The organism is Streptomyces torulosus (assembly GCF_001419765.1).
Lineage (GTDB): Bacteria > Actinomycetota > Actinomycetes > Streptomycetales > Streptomycetaceae > Streptomyces > Streptomyces torulosus.
Genome location: NZ_LIRK01000519.1, coordinates 1 through 1,445 on the forward strand (window position 1 = coordinate 1; position 1,445 = coordinate 1,445).

The 1,445-nt window shown below is 66.6% G+C and carries 3 protein-coding genes; 1 reads left to right on the forward strand and 2 read right to left on the reverse strand.

The window, feature by feature from the left end; translation table 11 throughout:
• Both AOK23_RS31805 and AOK23_RS31810 read right to left on the reverse strand, forming a co-directional pair.
• Positions 1-103 (reverse strand): DUF397 domain-containing protein (locus tag AOK23_RS31805; protein ID WP_157878217.1); only part of this gene is annotated, 103 nt, incomplete at its 3' end.
• Between the two features lie 8 nt (positions 104-111).
• Positions 112-948: a helix-turn-helix domain-containing protein gene (locus tag AOK23_RS31810; RefSeq protein WP_055716024.1), complete on the reverse strand. Its 837-nt coding sequence runs from the start codon at positions 946-948 to the stop codon at positions 112-114.
• 193 nt (positions 949-1,141) lie between these two features.
• Between AOK23_RS31810 and AOK23_RS31815 the strand changes: the two genes are divergently transcribed.
• The coding region (locus tag AOK23_RS31815) for an ATP-binding protein (RefSeq protein WP_055716025.1) at positions 1,142-1,445 on the forward strand (304 nt) is incomplete at its 3' end.

Below are 1,445 nucleotides of genomic sequence, written 5' to 3' on the forward strand. Positions count from 1 at the left end.
TCTTGGAGTCGCGGACGGCTATGTGGGTGGGGGTGCTGGCTATCTCCACGCACTCGTTGCCGTCGCCGGGGCCCGAGTAGGACGACTTCCGCCAGTTGTCCATGGGGTTCCTCACAGTTCCTTGGCCAGCCTGCGGATGAACTCACGCGACTGTGCGGGATCGAGTGACGCGCCCTCCACCTTACGAAAGCTCGTTCGATAGGTGTGGAGCTGGGCTTCGGAATCGATGAAGGCCGATCCGTGGAGCGCGTCACGGACCACCGTGTCCAGCTTGGGCAGGGGGCCGCCCACGTAGGTCATCGTGCCTGCGGCACTGGCGAAGCCGTCCAGGTCGAACGGGATGACGCGCACGGTGATGTGTTCCGCTTCGGAGAGCTCAATCAGTCGGGCCAGCTGGGCCCTTGAGGTGTCACGGCCACTGACTCGGATCCGGAGTGCCGCCTCATGGATCACTGCCTCGTAGGGGACGGTGAACCGCTGGCGAGCCTTTCGATGCTGGATGCGCAACTCGATCTCCTCGCCGGCGAGTTCCGGCACTCGGGACGAGAAGACCGCACGTGAGTAGTCCTCGGTCTGCAACAGGCCGGGCACGTAGAGGATCGCCACGTGGCGTAGAAACCGAGCGTGGTGTTCCAGTTCGGAGAGGTCCAGGAAAGGGGTGGGCAGCAAGCCCCGGTACTCCTCCCACCAGCCTCGTGTGCGATCGGTGGCCATCGCGACCAGGGCGTCGATGAACTCCTCGTCCACGCAGGCGTAGTGGGACGCGAGACGGCGGACCCTCAACTCGCTCACCCCCGCGAGCGCGGACTCGATATGGGTGATCTGGGCGGGGGCCACTCCGAGCAGCGACGCCGCCTCTCGGGAGGAAAGCCCGGCCGCTTCACGAAGCCTGCGCAGCTCCGTCGCCAGACGCATCTGACGTGCCGTCGGCTCGCACCTCTTCACCATCGAATGGCCCCCCTCAGGCGCCCGCGGGCGCGACTCGTTCGGCGTACGCGATCGACTTACAGCGTCCCTAAATTTAGATCTACCGTCTGTGACGCGATGAACACACTACGGAAGCGCACCGCTCCGTCGCGCCACGACGGCGTCGGCAATGCCACCGCGTGTGAACCCTCCTCCCTCTCCCCGGAGATGACCCATGCCCGAAACCTGGGACTACACCCTCCACATCCCCAACGACCCCAGAGCCGTGACCATCTGTCGCCGCACCCTGCGGCTGATCCTCACCCTGCACGGCCTCGACGGCCTTGTGGACACCGCCGAACTGCTCGCGACCGAGCTGGTCGCCAATGCCGTTCAGCACACCAAGGGACCCGCCGCGCTCCGGGTGCGGCGGTCGCCGGAGGGGATGGTGTGGATCGGGGCCTGGGACGCCGACCCCGAACCGCCCCGACCACCACAGCGGTTGGAACTGGTGGGTGAGCAGGAGGGCGGGCGGGGGC